The following is a 15250-nucleotide window of genomic DNA, read 5'->3' as shown; positions in this document are numbered from 1 at the left end:
TTTGGCTATGTTGACGGTTTCATCATGTTAAAATAATCATTGAACAACACTTTGATACACGTCTTACCAGTTGCGTGAATAAAGGCTTTGACGTCTGAATCCAGGTTTTCAATTGCTTGATAAGAAAATCGTTGCCATTCTTCGTGGCTGAAATTATCCCCGAACCGTATAATCACTTTCAGGTCGCTTTTTCCGGTAATCACCCTAGCGTCAATGTCATGCGGGTGAATGTTATGGGTTTCCTCCAATTGGTATGCCATATGCTTAAAAAGGGATGGAAAGACCATCCGCATCGGTTGTTCTTGCACGTTTACCAGTTCCTCGGCTTCCATGCCACCAAGCCTCCAATCGCTTTTAATGCTCGGGTAAAATCCTCTCTTCCGCCTGATTGTGCAATTCATCAACGAGGATCAAAGCTTGAAACCGTTGCAAGACATGGTAATCGACACCTTCCGACAAAAGCCGATCCTTGATTTCTTGCACGAGCAACCGCAATAGCTCATGGTCCCGAGTCAACCCGATGATCGCCTCCTTCATTTCCGGCGATTCCTCGGCTATTTCTTTATAAAGACCCTCTTCTTCCGAGGCGGCATGCTGCAGCGTCCTGCTTTCCCAATGCTCTACACCTATATAGGCCGCCTCCAAAGCTTTTTCATCATGTCCTTTTTCCAATAAACCCTCCAAGACCTCTGTAATTTCTCTCGCCTCGTTTAAAGCCGCTTCATGAATGGATGAATGGCTGTCGGCTTTTCTTAGTGCCGGTCCGGACATGCTTGCGACAACTCCTTTATTAAAATCGCATAGTGCCTATATTCACCAATTGCTATACTCCAATTGTAAAAAACCTCGATGCTGCGCAAAGTGACAAAAATCACACCTAAGCCGCATAAAGGATACAAGATTCAAAAATGATTCATATTTTTAAAATAGGGGTATATGAAAATAGAAAAGGAAATTCAACATAAGTGTAGAATAATGTAAAAGGAGAAAGAAACGTACGAAGAACAATGATGCAAAATCTACCGCGAGGAGGCCAAACTTATGTACAAAAACATTCTCGTTGCCGTTGACGGTTCCGAACCGTCCGACCAAGCATTGACGAAAGCGATTGACTTGGCAAACCACCACAATGCATCTCTTGTAATCAACCACGTGATTGATGCACGCAGTTTTCCCGTTATGGCAGGTTCTCATCAGCAAGAACTATGGAACCAATACAACAAGACAGCCGAGGATCTGCTGGAAAAGTCTAAAAGGAAAGCGGAAGCTTCCGGTTTGAAACAAATTCAAACCGTTTTGAGGAACGGTAACCCCCGGTTTGAAATTCCCGAGAAAATAACGAAAGAATATAACATTGACTTATTGATTGTGGGAGAGAGCGGGAGAAACGCGGCGGAGCGAATGATTATCGGGAGTATAACGGAAGCATGCATGCGCCGCTCCCCTTGTGATGTCCTCACTGTTAAAAACGAAACAAGCGCCACGCTCTACCGGAACATTCTTGTGGCGGTGGACGGATCCGAACAATCAGAGCAAGCGTTGGCAAAAGCCATAAAGTTGGCCGAGGTTCATGAGGCAACCCTAACCATCGCGCATGTATCGGAATGGGGAACCTTCGCAAAGGATATCGCTTTTTATCAACAAAGCTACGCGGCCGAGGTTCAAAAAGATGCGGAGAATATGTTGAAAAAATACAAGGAGCAAGCAGAAGCTCAAGGGTTTAAAGATGCACAAACGATCTTGCGAGCCGGGAACCCCCGTCTTGAAATCCCTCGCGTCCTTACTGTTGAAAATAATATTGATCTTCTGATCACAGCAGAAACAGGGCAACATGCAGTGTCACGATTTTTCACCGGCAGCGTGGCCGAATCATCGGTACGCCGCTCCCCTTGCGATGTGATTACGATGAAAAAAGAGCAAGCGACATGAACTTTAACGGAGGCAGAACCGGGCACCTCCTAATAGATGTCCGAGGTTAATCAACCGCTTCGGACATTTTTTGTTTGACTTACACAGGAAGGAGACGATCATATGAAAATCAAATCAGCCATACTGCGAGAATCAGGCGTTCCATCTCCATATGAAAATAGCCGTCCCTTAAACATCGAAACATTGGAATTAGATGCCCCGCGACAAGGGGAAGTATTAATACAGATCAAGGCAGCAAGCCTCTGCCATTCTGATTTATCGGTCATTAATGGTTCCAGGCCGCGCCCCTTGCCAATGGCATTGGGCCATGAAGCATCCGGGGTTGTGGCGGAAACCGGGAAAGGCGTAAATGATTTCGAACCCGGCGACCATGTTGTATGTGTGTTCATCCCTAGCTGCGGACAATGTCTCCCTTGCAAGGAAGGACGTCCCGCTTTATGTGAGAACGGCGCACAATCAAATAACGAGGGGACACTCCTAAATGGAGGCAAAAGGCTTCATGCTGAAGGGGAGAAGATTCATCACCATTTAGGAATATCGGCATTCTCTGAATATGCGGTTGTCGCCGAACAGTCAATAGTGAAAGTGGATAAAGACATTCCGTTTGAAAAAGCTGCCCTTTTCGGCTGTGCAGTGATCACGGGTGTTGGCGCGGTCGTAAACACCGCGAGATTAAACATGGGGGAAACAGCAGCCATTGTAGGACTTGGGGGGTTGGATTAAGCGCGCTTATCGGAGCAAGGTCAGCCGGAGCCGGAAAGGTCGTGGGGCTAGACATTAATGATAAGAAATTGGCGTCGGCCGAGGAACTAGGAGCCACAGAAACATTCAATTCCGCAGAGGAAGGGGTCATTGAACAAATTCGGGCGTCAACCGGCGGCGGTCTCGATTATGTATTCGAAACGGCCGGAGCAGTGCCGGCCATGGAAGTTGCTTACGGAATTACAAAGCGCGGGGGAACAACAGTAACAACAGGACTGCCGGATCCACACCATCACTTTTCCTTTCCTTATGTCAGTTTAACGGCAGAAGAGAAGACCCTGAAAGGATCTTATGTCGGCAGTTGTATTCCAGATAGAGACATTCCAAGATTTATCGACTTGTTTAAACAAGAACGCCTTCAAGTTAATCAATTAGTGACGGAGACCATCTCGCTCGAGGAAATTAATCACGGATTTGATAAACTGGCTGCCGGAGAGTCCTCTCGAATTATCATTACATTTTAGTCGCACAATAATGGAGGAAAAAGATGTACAGAAAAATAATAGAGCCAAGGGTTTCCGAAACAGACGGTGTCGGCCATATTAATAACACCACCTTGCCTGTCTGGCTGGAAGCCGCACGCAATCCTATTTTCAAATTATTTACACCGGATGACTCGTTCAAAAACTGGCGAATGATTATCCTCCACACCTCGATTGATTATAAGAGCCAAATTTATTTCGGGACAGAAGTTATTGTATACACATGGGTGAAGCGAATCGGGAAATCCAGCCTGGAATTATATGAAGAAATTCACCAAAGCGATACACTTTGCGCCAGAGGTACAGCGATTTATGTGAACTTTAACCAAAAGGAAAAGAAAGCAGAGCCCATCCCATCACGGATCAGGGAACAGTTGGAAGAACATTTGTATTATAGCGAAGAAGGGAAATAGTTTATTTATCCTTTTGCATCCATCAAAACCAAAATATCATCAGGCTTTTCAAAAATATAATCAGCATTTTCAAACCCTTCTCGCGTCTTCGCTCCCCACTTTGCTAAACCAAAATCGACACCGGCTGCGTGGGCACATGCCATATCATGCTTGGAGTCGCCAATGTATATCGCTTCACTTCGGTCTCTTTTTAGTTTTTTTAAAGCGAGCAGCAAAGGATCGGGATTGGGTTTATGCCGCTCTGTATCACTGGCCGAGACGACGGTTTTGAAATGCCGGTCGATGCCTAAAAGATAAAAGCTGTGCTCCATTTCCAATGCAGTTTTGGAGGTGACAATACTGTTTTCCGGCAACTGGGCGATCGTTTCAATGATACCGGGAAAGATATCCACATTCTTAAGCATCGGCTTTTCTCTTGCCAGCCATTTTTGATGTATTTTTTCTTTTTCCGGTACATCCAGAATTTCCAATGTGCGCATCCCGGGTATGCCCATAAACATGCGCAAGTCATCGATATCCTTTTCGATGCCGATGTCGCGAAGTGTTGCTTGAAGCGCGGTAAGGCCGATCATCTCCGAGTCAATGATCGTTCCGTCAAAGTCGAAAATAAACGTTTGATACATACTATTTTATCCCCCTTTTTCGCTCCCATCCCCATTCAATGCTACACTATGATAGATACCTTTTGTGAATTGGAGCCCTTTTGCGATGACATCCGTAGCTGCTAATCCTTTAGATGTACAACCCGTTCGCAGAGTGCTATTTCGTTACCTATTCCCGTCCATGATCGGGATGATGTTAATGGCGGTGAATTACGTCGTCGATGCGGTCATGGTCGGCAACAAGTTGGGAGCGCTGTCGCTCGCGGGAATTAATCTCGCGAGCCCGGTATATACGCTTTTTGTGGGAATATCGATTTGGGTCGGTGTCGGAGGGGCAACCCTTTATTCCCAGCGGATGGGTGCCGGCGAACGTGAGCGGGCACGCCAAATTTTCACTCACTCTGTCATTTTAATTATTGCATTAACAGCCATCGTCTGTGTAACCGCCCTAACCTTTCATGAACCACTCGTTTTTGCCCTTGGCGCCAATGCGGAAACCGCCCCCTATGCATCCGCATACTTGAACGTCTTTTTAGTGTTCGGCCTTGTTTTAACCTTGGAGAACGCTTGCAGCATTTTCGTCCGTAATGACGGAAGCCCGACACTCGCCATGAGCGCCTTAATCACAACAGCTGTTTCCAACTTTATCATGAATTTCATTATGCTGTATATTCTAGGTTGGGGGCTGCGGGAAATCGCCTACGGGACCATGATCGCGGCCGGCTTAGGATTCCTCGTTCTCAGCATTCATTTCTTTCAAAGGAAAAACAACCTCAAACTCGTAAAGTTTCGATTCGAGAAGGCATTGTTTTTGATCACGATAGCCCTCGGCTTCCCGAGTTTTCTCGTGGAACTGGGTATCTCCATTTTCACCATCGCGCACAATGTCGCGTTTTCATGGCTGCTCGGAACCGACGGGGTCGCTGCCTTTTCCGTTATCAACTACGTGCACACGATGATGCTGCTATTGTTTCTTGGCTTAGGACAAGGCGTGCAGCCGGTTATCAGTTATTTTCATGGGGCAAGAGCGGCGGATAAAAAAAGAGAGGCGCTGCGCTTGAGCATCATAACAGGGACAGCGGTCGGATTTGTTTTCATGATTCTCGGGCAGACGGGGGCGAATGTCATCATTCAAGTGTTCGGAAATTTACCAGAGCAAGTCGCGGAACTGGCGACAACCGGCATTCGGCTCTTCTTTCTCTCGTATCTTTTCTTAGGCTTAAATTTTGTTGCCATGACGTATTTCCAATCCATCGGACACGTGAAAAAAGCGGTGCTCATTACTGCGGGACGGGGGATTGTGTTTATGCTTCTTTTTCTTTTTACACTCCCTGCTGTATTTGACAGCGCAAACGCCGCCTGGTTCGCCGTTCCTCTAGCTGAAGTTACGGTCGCCGCCTTGCTTGTGTTGTATTATTTTACAGCGAAAAACAAATCATAATACACCAAGGAATTGTACACACTACGAGGGAAAAAGGAGGCATCCACCATGGACGAACAGCGGGCGCAAGAAATTGCACACTCCCCGGATATGAAGCACGTGACACACGAAGGCACCCCGATCTATATTCAGCATGTAGACGAAGAAAACGGCATGGCACGTATTTTTCCTCTGGAACAACCGGAGGAAGAACATAGTGTACCGGTTAATAACTTGGTAGAACATTAAAGGGGCACCTTTGTTGCCCGTCGCAGAAAAGGCCACAGCTTAAATAAGCGATGGCTTTTCCGGTTTAATCATTTAAATTAACGCGAACTTCCTCCGCGGACCAAAAGGAAGGTTCAAAGATCAATGTCAACTCAGGATCGTCTTCGGGAGCTTCAAAAACAATCGTTCCCGAAACGGTTCCATCCGGTGCCAAATCCCCGGAGCTAAGCGACGTGTCTGAATCAATCGTGGAGAATGATTGATCGGTAATGTTCCCATCACTGTTTTGAATACTAAAATGATAAGGGTTGTAAGAAATCGTGTCCTCCCCATCATTATCAATCGTCACTTCCACAATCACATATTCGTTACCGGAGTCAGGGTTATCAATCTCGTCCCCGGAAGAAAACTCGACACTTTCAACCGTCAACCCATAATCGTCATGTTCCACCGCATCCCCTACGGTAAAGGTTTGCTCTTCAAGTTCTTCTTCATCTTCTTCATCTTCATCCTCTTCATCATCTGCCTCTTCTTCTCCTGTTTCATCTCCGTTCTCTTCCGCTGAAACTTCTTCTCCATTTCCATCCTCTTGGTCACTTTCACTTGCCCCACAAGCAGTAACCGCCACCAAAGTCATACTGATTCCAACTGTTACTATCCATTTTTTCAATGTTCATTTCCCCCTAAGATTGATTTTGTTGATCTGTTTTCCATTATAAGAAGTAAGATGACAACTACTGTCAGGGGTTAGAAAAAAATTAAATTAATTTTTTCGGGACAAAAATCATGAGCTTTTAGTAGGAAGGAAATAGATTGAAAGGGATGAACTGGTAAAATATTAGGTTTGTAGGATAGGTTTTTCTTCTTATTTATGTAATAATATTGTAAATTGAACAACAACTATATAAGGAGGACATCGAATGCGTAAAAAATGGACAAGCAGTTTATCAATGACTTTCGCGCTATCACTTGTTGTGGTTAATGGAGCATTTGCCGGCACTCCGGATGAAGAGGTTCCGGAAGAAAGCAACCAAGATGCCAAAATACTATATCAGCAAGATGAAACAGATGTTTCTGTGCAAATGGAAAATCAAGAAAGTGATGCCGATAGTGCCAAACGCTTTTTAGAAGCAAACAAGGATATTTTTGGAATGCAAGATCCACAACAGGATTTAAAAGTTCTTGAAGAACATTCCGATGATGAAGGGATGACCCATATTCGTTTGCAACAAACGAAAGATGGTGTTCCGGTCGAAGGGCATGAATTGATTGTGCATTTTGATGAAAACAATCAAATAGACACGGTCAATGGCCATTTTGATACGGAAATCGACCAACTGGCCGTCAACTCGGCAGATGTCAACGTTGCAGAAGATGAAGCCATCCATGCAGCGCGGGAAGCCGTCGATGCTCCTGAAAACTTGGAAGAAGATCCTACGGCAAAGCTTGTTTTTTACCCATTAGGGGAAGAAGGAACGCTTGTCTATAAAACAAACATTACCTTCATGACCGAAGATCCCGGAAATTGGTATGTCTTTGTTGACGCGATTGACGGGGAAGTAATCGATCAATACAATACCATCTCCCATATGGCAGAAGCAGCCGGTTTGGAAACAGATGAAGTGAACAATGAGGAAAATACATCAGCAGCTGAACCTTCCTATGTATCCAACGAAGAGCCGAATCATGAGCAATATCAATCCGCGAACGGACCCGGAATCGGCGTTCATGGCGAAAATCGGGTGTTAAACATCTCCCATAAAGCGTCCGATAATGGACCTGGAAGAGATTTTCACCTGTTTGACTTCTCCGTCTCCGGCTTGGAGGGCATATTGACTTATGATGCAGGGGAAGACTTCGATTTACCGGGCGTTCCCTATGCCAATACCGACGCAGCTTTCGATTTCAGGGATGAATCCCATGCTGCCGCGGTAGACGCTCATTATAATTCAACGGAAGTTTATGAGTACTTCTTGGAAGAACATGACCGCAATTCCATCGACGATGAAGGAATGGCCCTTGTTTCCACCGTTCATTATGGCGAAAACTTTGCGAACGCCTTTTGGAACGGAAGTCAAATGACGTACGGGGATGGAGATGATGAGTTTTTTATTCCGCTGTCAGCAGGGTTGGATGTTGCTGCACATGAAATTGCCCATGGGGTCACTGAACATACTGCCGGACTCGTATACCGATTCCAACCCGGCGCGGTAAATGAAGCCATGTCCGACATCTTCGGGGTGCTCGTCGATGATTCCAGCTGGCATATCGGGGACGATGTGATGGCACCGGCCGCGATTGAAGACGGCCGTTTCGCTCTGAGAAGCCTCGAAGACCCAGGCCAGTTCGAGGTGGATGAAGAATACTGGGAATATGGAGATGGATCTGGGGCGTACCCATCCCACATGGATGAATATTATGATTTGCCGATCGAGTTGGATAATGGCGGGGTGCATACCAATTCCTCCATTATTAACCACGCGGCCTATCATATTGGGCAAGACATCGGCCGTGATGATATTGGACAAATTGTCTACCGTGCATTAACCAGCTATTTAACATCCATGTCCGACTTTGATGATACCCGTTTTGCTTTCGTGCAGTCTGCCATCGACCTTTACGGCGAAGACAGTGAACAAACAGAAGCAACTAGAGACGGATTTGACAGTGTAGGCATTGAATGAAAAAGAAGCTCCCGATCAGCTGCTCAGCTGTCCCGGGAGCTCTTATGACGGTTTGTATCGCTCGCTTTGCTGTTTAAAAAAGGTGTGCAATTCTTCGCGTATGTACTGGGGCTCCAATAGTTCAGCATCAAGGCCGAACCCTCTTACCCAACGGACAAATTCTTTTGTACTTTGTAACGTCGTGGTTAACAGTAAAGAACCATCTTCTTCGGATTTCAATTCGGTATCTGCGTAAAAGTTAAACTCCTTTACGTAGCGGGCGATATCTTCATGAAAGCGTACGACGAACCTCGTCTCTTCCTCATCATCAGCGAAAATCGACCAACGGGCGGACAAATAGTCATCAATATTAAAATCTTCCTTCATCTCAAACGTTGCATCCAGAACCTGAGCGGCACGGATCCGATTCACTCGGAAAATACGATAGTCTTCCCGTGTCGCACAATAACCAACCACGTAAAGATGGCCGCTGCGCGGAATAATGTAATAAGGATGAATATTGCGGACCGAGACTTGATCGCGATAGATGGCGTAGTACTCGATTTCGAGCACTTGATTTTCCGTGATTGACTGAAAAAGCGACGGCATCACACGGTTCGTATCTTTATCTCCGGCTTGGTCATGAAACCGAATGCGATTGCCCAGTTCCTGTCTTAGTGCCGTGACATCTCCGGAATCACGATCTTTGGTAATCTCTTTCATTTTTTCGATCCCGGAACGATACGCCCGATGATATGGGTGATCCCGCACACTCATGTCCTGGGACATTTGGGGATAAACCGTAAGGGCGAGCCATTCTTCTTTGGACAGATAACGAATGGGCGAATTAGGATTTTGAAGCAATCGATAGCCTAGCTTTCCTTCCGTGATATATTGGTATCCTAAAGCATCAATCTCTTTCATATCACGATAAATCGTTCGTACCGTCGTATGGCAGTATTCGGCAAGCTCCCTTGCCGTCACCGTCGTATTGTCCCTTAGTAAAGTGAGGATGCTGAACAGCCGCTCTGTCTTTGCAACATCCCTGCTATAAAAAGGTTCCTCCATATCTCCTCATTCCTCCCCGCTTGCACATCAGAAACACCGCCGAGCTATTTGAAAAACTTTCGCATCGCCCTTCCGGTCGCGCGCCCGGCGACACGTCTCCCTACTCGCCTTCCCACTCTTCCCTTTTTCACCGCATTAATGTCTCCGAGAATGCGTGCAAGTTTATACAGAAAACTTCGGAAGCTGTTCATGAGAGGCTCCTTTCCGTTAGCTTTTAATTAAACTGTATCATAATCATGCGCTTATGCCTAGGAAAAAAGTGGGATGTTATTTTTCGACAGCTTTTTCCATAGCTCCCGTGGATAAAATGATATTTCCTGCGGATAAACCCATATTTCCCGTGGATAAAACGAATATGAACCTACAGTCGATCACATATTTCCCATCATGATTCACTTTCCCCCGACATTTCCCGGGAAATATCGGGGGAATTTTACTCAAATCGCGAACGTAGATAACATACGATCAAGGGCTGTGCGCGCCTCGATTGCAGTCGATTCATCAACGCTGATTTCATTGACGACCCTGCCTTCGACAAGCTCTTCCAAACACCACGTGAAATGAGCAAGATCAATACGGTTCATCGTGAGGCACGGGCACATGTTTGGATTTAGCGACATAATCATTTTGTCCGTATGGGTATTCGCGAGCCGTTGCACGAGATTCATCTCCGTCCCAATAGCCCAGGTGGTTCCGGAGGGCGCCGAAGCAATCGTATCAATAATTTTCTTCGTGGATCCATCCCGATCCGCAGCCTGCACAACCTCCCAACTGCATTCCGGATGTACAATCACTTGCAAGTCTTCGTATTCTCCACGTAATTTTTCCATGTAATCGACCGTGAATTTCTCGTGGACCGAACAGTGTCCCTTCCAAAGAATTACCTTGATATCATCGTGAACCTCGCCTTCGAACGTTTCCCGAATCGGGTCCCAGACAATCATCTGCTCAAGCGGAATACCGAGGTCATAGGCCGTGTTGCGGCCGAGATGCTGATCCGGCAAAAAGAGCAATCGTTCTTTTCGCTCGAGTGCTTCTTCAATCATCTCCGACGCGTTTGATGATGTAACAGTCGCGCCACCGTGGCGTCCGCAAAAAGCTTTGATCGCCGCGGTGCTGTTCACGTACGTGAGCGGCAAAATCGTATCGCCGAATTGTTCCGTAAGTTTTTCCCACGCTCGTTCGGTTTGACGGATATCAGCCATGTCGGCCATGGAACAACCCGCGCGCATGTCAGGCAGAATCACTTTTTGCTCATCCGTCGTTAAAATATCCGCCGTTTCCGCCATAAAATGGACACCGCAAAAGACGATGTAATCTGCGGTCGTGGCGGCTGATTGTTGTGCCAATTGCAATGAATCACCGCTTGCATCGGCAAAAGCGATGATCTCGTCGCGCTGATAGTGATGACCCGGGATAAATAGGCGTTCTCCAAGTTTTTCACGTGCTTCCCGAGCGCGCACCTCCAACGTTTGATCATCCATTTTTTGGTAATACCCCGGCATTGTTTCCTTTTTTATAGCATCAAGCAAAGACATGGGATGCTTCCTCCTTCGGATGGTTCATATTGAGGTCCAAGGCTTGAACAGAGTGCGTCAAATAACCGAGGGAAATAAAATCTACACCGCAACCACGGTAATCGGAAATAGTATTGGCGGTTATTCCCCCGGAAGCCTCGGTTGTGATCGATCTCGGCACGAGGCTTTGCCACTTACGAATGGCGGCAGGGTCCGAATTGTCGAACATGATCACATCGGCCCCGGCCGACACGGCGTCTGAGACTTCTTGTTCATCGCGCGCTTCCACTTCGATTTTCACTAAAGGACCGGCGGAAGCTTTCGCTTTTTCAACCGCCGCGTGAATGGAACCTCCGCAAGCGTCGATATGATTGTCTTTGATCATCACCGCATCATATAAACCGTAACGATGATTGGCGCCTCCACCGCAACGCACCGCATATTTTTCAAACATTCTGAGCCCGGGTGTCGTTTTGCGTGTATCACAAATCCTGATCGAGGGATCGTTCAACGCTGCAACCGCCTTCCCAGTAGCTGTCGCGACCCCGCTCATGCGCTGAATAAGATTGAGCAATACACGTTCGCCGCTGAGGATAGGGGCCGCCGGCCCTTTGATCCGGGCAAGGAGCGGGTCCCCTCCTTCAACGAGCCTATCTCCGTCCGTTCGAAAAGTGGTCACTTCGATATTTTCATCCAACAATCGGTATCCAATCGCCAATAGATCAATGCCCGCGAGAATGCCGGGTTTCTTCGCAAGTACGTCAACCGTCATTGTTTCGTTTTGCAGCCAACCCGTGGAGACATCACGCTCACCGATGTCTTCGATCAAAAATGACTGTATCTTTTCTTTCACTTTCAATGGATTCATCTTGCCGCGACGCCTCCTCTTTCTCTTTGTTCCATCGCCCAAGTGATTGATATGCCTTGCCATGAACGATTCTTTGTCGGATGGTCATCCCGATAATGGCTTCCTCGTGATTCGGTGCGCGCGTAAGCCGCGTTGACCATGATTGATGCTAAAAGCGCCATATTGTTACGTTCTTGTATATCCGGGTCATCACTTTCAGCGTTTGCCAGAAAATATGGCTGGAAAAACGCCACGGCTTCTTTCAACGTTTTTGCGTCTCTTTTGACCCCGCATGCATTGTCCATCACTTGTTGAATGTCCTTCTTTGTCGGGGGCAGTATTTTCTGTGAGTCGGCACCAGCGACATTCCGAAACCCGAACCGGCGTTGTCCCGGCTCTTGCAACAATCGCTGCCCCAGTCTCTCGCCCGTGACGACGGCTTCCAATAAGGAATTACTGGCGAGCCGATTGGCTCCGTGCACCCCCGTTGACGCCACTTCCCCTACGGCATATAGCCCCGGGACGCGTGTCTCACCGTCGAGGGTTGCGCCTACACCGCCCATCATAAAATGAGCGCCTGGAGCAACAGGCAAATAGGACGTATAACCGTATCTTTCACTTAGGGAAGCCACACCGGGAAACCGTTCTGCAAGATTTTGCACCGGACTAAGGTCGAGCAATACATCTTCCCCACCTACCCTGGCGTCGTGGATCGCACGCGCAACGACATCACGCCCAGCCAAATCCTGCTCGGGATGGCCTGCCATCAGCCGGCTGTCATTCCCCGTCACCAAACGCGCACCTGCGCCACGTACGGCTTCCGTAACCAAGCCGCCCGCGCTTCCTGTATCGGTCGCAAGCATTGTCGGATGAAACTGGACAAATTCCATGTCTTGTAGCCTTGCCCCGGCACGATACGCAAGCGCGTAACCGTCTCCGGTTGCACACGAATCATTCGTCGTGTTTGAAAACAAATGGCCGGCACCACCTGTTGCGAGGACAACATGTGCGGCATAGCGAGAATGGACCTCCCCTTTTTTGTCCACCGTCTTCACGCCCACACAGCTGCCGTCTTCTTTTAAAATGGAGAGAACGGTTTCTTCTGTGAAAAATTGAGCATGATTTTGCACACGATGCTTCATCGTTCGCACGAGGGCTTCGCCGGTCCGGTCTCCGCCTGCATGCACAATCCGCGGATATCCGTGAGCCCCCTCTTTCCCCAGCAACAAACGATTGTCTTCATCTCTGTCAAACGCAACTCCCCAATCGATAAGTTTCTGAACGGTTTTCCCGCCTGCTTTCGTTAAGGTTGCTGTGTTAGCCGCGTCGCTATGTTCGTCCCCTGCTTCCAACGTGTCCCGCCAATGATTTTCCCAGCCATCATCGGCTTGAAGCGCTGCCGCAACCCCGCCTTGAGCTCGGTAAGAGTTGCTTTCTGTTTCTTTGCCCTTAGAAAAAATACCAACATTCAGCTTGCCGCCAATGGTTTCCGCAACAGCCAAACCGGCAAGCCCGCTCCCGATAATGAGGACATCAAACGCTTCGTTGTTCACATTCATCTCGCTCCCTGTGTATCTATATGTCTTTACACATATCTTTACATAAAATATAAGTCGTGACAAGATAGAAAGATAGATTCTTCAAAAGAAAGGAAAAAAATCATGATATACTTGGATTATGCGGCTACAACACCAATGGGTCCGGAAGCGCTCCGCACGTATCAAGACGTAGCCGGCACATTCTACGGAAATGCAAACAGCCTTCACACCCGAGGAACGGATGCTGCCAATGTATTGAACGTATCGCTCGAAACGCTAAGGCAGACGATCGGCGACGTGAGCGTGGCCATCACCCGCAGCGGATCGGAAGCGAACCAACACGTGATCCATCGACTTTTAAGCGCGAAACAATTTCAAGGGCACATCCTCTCCTGTCGCACGGAACATCCCTCGATTCGGGATTATTTGCGAGATCTCGCCGATCGCTATCCGGCGTTGCAACTGGAAGACGTTCCTGTCGACGAGCAGGGCAACATCCACCCGAAGGATGTGGAAGACCGAATCAAGCCGGACACGATTCTCGCCACGTTTGCCCACGTTCAACACGAGATCGGTACCATTCGTGATATTCGCGCCATCGGAACGGTGCTCGCCCGCGCCGGTGTGCCCTTCCATAGCGACTGCGTGCAAGCGTACGGGAAAATCCCGATCCCCATGCAAGACGCGCATTTATCGGCGATCAGCACGGCCGCTCATAAAATTCATGGCCCGAAAGGGCTTGGGGCTGTCTTTTTTTCCAAAATGATGGAACCAAACGATGAGCTTCCCCCTGGCACAGCCGACGTGGCTGCGATCGCGGCCTTTGCCGAAGCGGCGGATATGCAGATGAAAAAGGGGCGGGAAGCATGGACACATATAGGTGAGTTACGTGCTAAAATGGCAGAACGATTGCCAGTCGATTTCCGGGTGCTCGGGGAGATTGTGCCGGAACGGCAATCGCCTTACATTCTCGGGGTTCGTTTGCCGGAAATGGAAGGGCAGGAGGCGATGCTCGCGTGTGACCGAGAGGGGATCGCGATCGCCACGGGCAGTGCCTGTCGAAGCGGGGACCATGGGCCTTCGGAAACGTTGCTTGCCCTCGGCTATAGCCCTGACAGGGCACGCACATTCATCCGCCTTTCATTCGCCTATGAGACAAGCTTTGCCGAAGTCGAAGAGGCGGCGTTGAAATTGATGAACATTCGATCAAGGAGGGCGAAAAATGCCCCGCGATAAAAAATTAAGCGGCGAAGAACGCCGCAGGCAGATCGCCGATTCATTAAAAAAAGAAACCGAGCCACAAAAAGGAGGGGCATTGGCAGAGAAGCACGGGGTGAGCCGGCAAGTCATCGTCCAGGACATTTCGCTGTTAAAAGCGGCGAATTACCCGATTATTGCCACTCCGCAAGGCTATCTTTACAATCATCCGCAAACCGAAACGGAAAAAACGACGAGCATCATCGCTTGTCGACATACGAAAGCGGAAATGGCGGAGGAATTGAATATTCTCGTCGACCACGGCATTCTCGTTAAAAATGTGATTGTGGAACATGCCGCTTACGGGGAGCTTTCCGGCCAATTAATGATTAAAAGCCGAAAAGATGTGGAACGGTTTCAACAGTTGATGGATGAGCAGGAAGCATCGTTACTTGCCGACCTCACCGACGGTTTGCACCTCCATACAGTGGAAGCCGACGATGAGCCATCCATTGAAGAGGCGAAACAAGCGTTGAAAACAAGAGGGTTTCTCGTTGAACATGTAGCAGATGAATAAAGGAGGC

15 protein-coding genes and 1 pseudogene are annotated in these 15250 nt (G+C 48.0%); 8 read left to right on the top strand and 8 right to left on the bottom strand.

The window, feature by feature from the left end:
- Positions 1 to 5 precede the first annotated feature (5 nt).
- Complete coding sequence (locus EPH95_RS13885; protein ID WP_142090657.1) at positions 6 to 332, bottom strand: hypothetical protein; 327 nt, start codon at positions 330 to 332, stop codon at positions 6 to 8.
- A gap of 22 nt (positions 333 to 354) precedes the next feature.
- A complete protein-coding gene (locus EPH95_RS13880; protein ID WP_142090656.1) occupies positions 355 to 771 on the bottom strand; it encodes a hemerythrin domain-containing protein in 417 nt (138 codons plus the stop codon).
- Positions 772 to 1041: 270 nt separating this feature from the next.
- Here EPH95_RS13880 and EPH95_RS13875 point away from each other — a divergent pair, with 270 nt between their 5' ends.
- The 3 genes and pseudogenes from EPH95_RS13875 to EPH95_RS13865 all read left to right on the top strand — a co-directional run bounded on the left by EPH95_RS13875 (position 1042) and on the right by EPH95_RS13865 (position 3586).
- Complete coding sequence (locus EPH95_RS13875) at positions 1042 to 1929, top strand: universal stress protein (RefSeq protein ID WP_142090655.1); 888 nt, start codon at positions 1042 to 1044, stop codon at positions 1927 to 1929.
- A 102-nt stretch (positions 1930 to 2031) separates the two neighbouring features.
- Positions 2032 to 3155, top strand: a pseudogene (locus EPH95_RS13870) (zinc-dependent alcohol dehydrogenase family protein).
- Positions 3156 to 3178: 23 nt separating this feature from the next.
- Complete coding sequence (locus tag EPH95_RS13865; protein WP_142090654.1) at positions 3179 to 3586, top strand: acyl-CoA thioesterase; 408 nt, start codon at positions 3179 to 3181, stop codon at positions 3584 to 3586.
- A gap of 5 nt (positions 3587 to 3591) precedes the next feature.
- On the opposite strand, the gene EPH95_RS13860 is transcribed toward EPH95_RS13865, so the two are convergent.
- The gene (locus EPH95_RS13860; protein ID WP_142090653.1) at positions 3592 to 4209 is read right to left on the bottom strand and encodes an HAD family hydrolase; all 618 of its coding nucleotides are present in this window, start codon (positions 4207 to 4209) and stop codon (positions 3592 to 3594) included.
- A gap of 85 nt (positions 4210 to 4294) precedes the next feature.
- On the opposite strand from EPH95_RS13860, the gene EPH95_RS13855 reads away from it, so the two are divergent.
- Both EPH95_RS13855 and EPH95_RS13850 read left to right on the top strand, forming a co-directional pair.
- Positions 4295 to 5629 (top strand): MATE family efflux transporter, encoded by a 1335-nt coding sequence (locus EPH95_RS13855; RefSeq protein WP_142090652.1) that lies wholly within the window; start codon positions 4295 to 4297, stop codon positions 5627 to 5629.
- 48 nt (positions 5630 to 5677) lie between these two features.
- Positions 5678 to 5857, top strand: coding sequence for a small acid-soluble spore protein H (locus EPH95_RS13850; RefSeq protein WP_142090651.1), 180 nt, complete (start codon positions 5678 to 5680; stop codon positions 5855 to 5857).
- Positions 5858 to 5921: 64 nt separating this feature from the next.
- Here EPH95_RS13850 and EPH95_RS13845 read toward each other — a convergent pair whose 3' ends face one another.
- Positions 5922 to 6506 (bottom strand): DUF4352 domain-containing protein, encoded by a 585-nt coding sequence (locus EPH95_RS13845; protein ID WP_227003918.1) that lies wholly within the window; start codon positions 6504 to 6506, stop codon positions 5922 to 5924.
- 250 nt (positions 6507 to 6756) lie between these two features.
- Here EPH95_RS13845 and EPH95_RS13840 point away from each other — a divergent pair, with 250 nt between their 5' ends.
- Positions 6757 to 8520, top strand: a complete 1764-nt coding sequence (locus EPH95_RS13840; RefSeq protein ID WP_142090650.1) for a M4 family metallopeptidase — start codon at positions 6757 to 6759, stop codon at positions 8518 to 8520.
- A gap of 42 nt (positions 8521 to 8562) precedes the next feature.
- On the opposite strand, the gene EPH95_RS13835 is transcribed toward EPH95_RS13840, so the two are convergent.
- From EPH95_RS13835 to nadB, 4 genes are all read right to left on the bottom strand, one after another.
- Positions 8563 to 9567 carry a helix-turn-helix transcriptional regulator gene (locus EPH95_RS13835; protein WP_142090649.1) on the bottom strand — a complete coding sequence of 335 codons (1005 nt, stop codon included), beginning with the start codon at positions 9565 to 9567 and terminating at the stop codon, positions 8563 to 8565.
- A 437-nt stretch (positions 9568 to 10004) separates the two neighbouring features.
- Positions 10005 to 11105 (bottom strand): quinolinate synthase NadA, encoded by a 1101-nt coding sequence (gene nadA / locus EPH95_RS13830; RefSeq protein WP_142090648.1) that lies wholly within the window; start codon positions 11103 to 11105, stop codon positions 10005 to 10007.
- On the bottom strand, positions 11092 to 11952 hold the full coding sequence (gene nadC, locus EPH95_RS13825) for a carboxylating nicotinate-nucleotide diphosphorylase (RefSeq protein ID WP_142090647.1): 861 nt from the start codon (positions 11950 to 11952) through the stop codon (positions 11092 to 11094). Before nadC ends, nadA begins: the two co-directional genes overlap by 14 nt.
- On the bottom strand, positions 11949 to 13490 hold the full coding sequence (gene nadB / locus EPH95_RS13820; RefSeq protein WP_142090646.1) for an L-aspartate oxidase: 1542 nt from the start codon (positions 13488 to 13490) through the stop codon (positions 11949 to 11951). The genes nadC and nadB overlap by 4 nt, the downstream gene beginning before the upstream one ends.
- A 102-nt stretch (positions 13491 to 13592) precedes the next feature.
- Between nadB and EPH95_RS13815 the strand changes: the two genes are divergently transcribed.
- Positions 13593 to 14705, top strand: a complete 1113-nt coding sequence (locus tag EPH95_RS13815) for a cysteine desulfurase family protein (RefSeq protein WP_142090645.1) — start codon at positions 13593 to 13595, stop codon at positions 14703 to 14705.
- Positions 14692 to 15243, top strand: a complete 552-nt coding sequence (locus EPH95_RS13810; RefSeq protein WP_142090644.1) for a transcription repressor NadR — start codon at positions 14692 to 14694, stop codon at positions 15241 to 15243. The genes EPH95_RS13815 and EPH95_RS13810 overlap by 14 nt, the downstream gene beginning before the upstream one ends.
- Positions 15244 to 15250: the final 7 nt, after the last annotated feature.

It is taken from the genome of Salicibibacter halophilus (assembly GCF_006740705.1).
Taxonomy (GTDB): domain Bacteria; phylum Bacillota; class Bacilli; order Bacillales; family Marinococcaceae; genus Salicibibacter; species Salicibibacter halophilus.
Note: the sequence above shows the minus strand (reverse complement) of the source record. Positions and strands in the feature narration are given on the sequence as shown.

What these genes read in the sequence shown, in the direction of transcription:
- EPH95_RS13885 (WP_142090657.1), bottom strand. Translation starts at nt 332, where the DNA reads ATGGAAGCCGAGGAACTGGTAAACGTGCAAGAACAACCGATGCGGATG.
- EPH95_RS13880 (WP_142090656.1), bottom strand. Translation starts at nt 771, where the DNA reads ATGTCCGGACCGGCACTAAGAAAAGCCGACAGCCATTCATCCATTCAT.
- EPH95_RS13875 (WP_142090655.1), top strand. Translation starts at nt 1,042, where the DNA reads ATGTACAAAAACATTCTCGTTGCCGTTGACGGTTCCGAACCGTCCGAC.
- EPH95_RS13865 (WP_142090654.1), top strand. Translation starts at nt 3,179, where the DNA reads ATGTACAGAAAAATAATAGAGCCAAGGGTTTCCGAAACAGACGGTGTC.
- EPH95_RS13860 (WP_142090653.1), bottom strand. Translation starts at nt 4,209, where the DNA reads ATGTATCAAACGTTTATTTTCGACTTTGACGGAACGATCATTGACTCG.
- EPH95_RS13855 (WP_142090652.1), top strand. Translation starts at nt 4,295, where the DNA reads ATGACATCCGTAGCTGCTAATCCTTTAGATGTACAACCCGTTCGCAGA.
- EPH95_RS13850 (WP_142090651.1), top strand. Translation starts at nt 5,678, where the DNA reads ATGGACGAACAGCGGGCGCAAGAAATTGCACACTCCCCGGATATGAAG.
- EPH95_RS13840 (WP_142090650.1), top strand. Translation starts at nt 6,757, where the DNA reads ATGCGTAAAAAATGGACAAGCAGTTTATCAATGACTTTCGCGCTATCA.
- EPH95_RS13835 (WP_142090649.1), bottom strand. Translation starts at nt 9,567, where the DNA reads ATGGAGGAACCTTTTTATAGCAGGGATGTTGCAAAGACAGAGCGGCTG.
- nadA (WP_142090648.1), bottom strand. Translation starts at nt 11,105, where the DNA reads ATGTCTTTGCTTGATGCTATAAAAAAGGAAACAATGCCGGGGTATTAC.
- nadC (WP_142090647.1), bottom strand. Translation starts at nt 11,952, where the DNA reads ATGAATCCATTGAAAGTGAAAGAAAAGATACAGTCATTTTTGATCGAA.
- nadB (WP_142090646.1), bottom strand. Translation starts at nt 13,490, where the DNA reads ATGAATGTGAACAACGAAGCGTTTGATGTCCTCATTATCGGGAGCGGG.
- EPH95_RS13815 (WP_142090645.1), top strand. Translation starts at nt 13,593, where the DNA reads ATGATATACTTGGATTATGCGGCTACAACACCAATGGGTCCGGAAGCG.
- EPH95_RS13810 (WP_142090644.1), top strand. Translation starts at nt 14,692, where the DNA reads ATGCCCCGCGATAAAAAATTAAGCGGCGAAGAACGCCGCAGGCAGATC.